Origin of the sequence: Endozoicomonas atrinae (assembly GCF_001647025.1) — a bacterium.
GTDB classification, from domain to species: domain Bacteria; phylum Pseudomonadota; class Gammaproteobacteria; order Pseudomonadales; family Endozoicomonadaceae; genus Endozoicomonas; species Endozoicomonas atrinae.
The window spans coordinates 1-250 of the sequence record NZ_LUKQ02000917.1 but is presented as its reverse complement, the minus strand read 5'-3'; the positions used below and the strand labels follow the sequence as shown (position 1 = coordinate 250).

1 protein-coding gene is annotated in these 250 nt (G+C 47.2%); it reads left to right on the top strand.

Features of this window, described 5'->3' with window-relative positions; all coding sequences use genetic code 11:
• The coding region (locus AK963_RS30980; protein ID WP_175404842.1) for a transposase at positions 1-250 on the top strand (250 nt) is incomplete at both ends.

The window sequence follows — 250 nt, the reverse complement described above, 5'->3', positions numbered from 1 at the left end:
GGGCCATAACACGGGCAACAGCCGCAACGGCAGCACCTCAAAGAATATCAAAGGAGATTTTGGTGAGGTCGAAGTCAAAGTCCCCAGAGATCGAAATGGTGACTTTGTTCCTCAGCTGATAGCCAAATGTCATCACCGATGTAATAAGTCTTCAAAACACCAGTTTAATTTGACCTCCCGATTAACCCTTTTCTGGCCGATTGTTTTCCTGTTGGTATCAAGCAGGGAGCAGCGCCATGACCAATCGAGA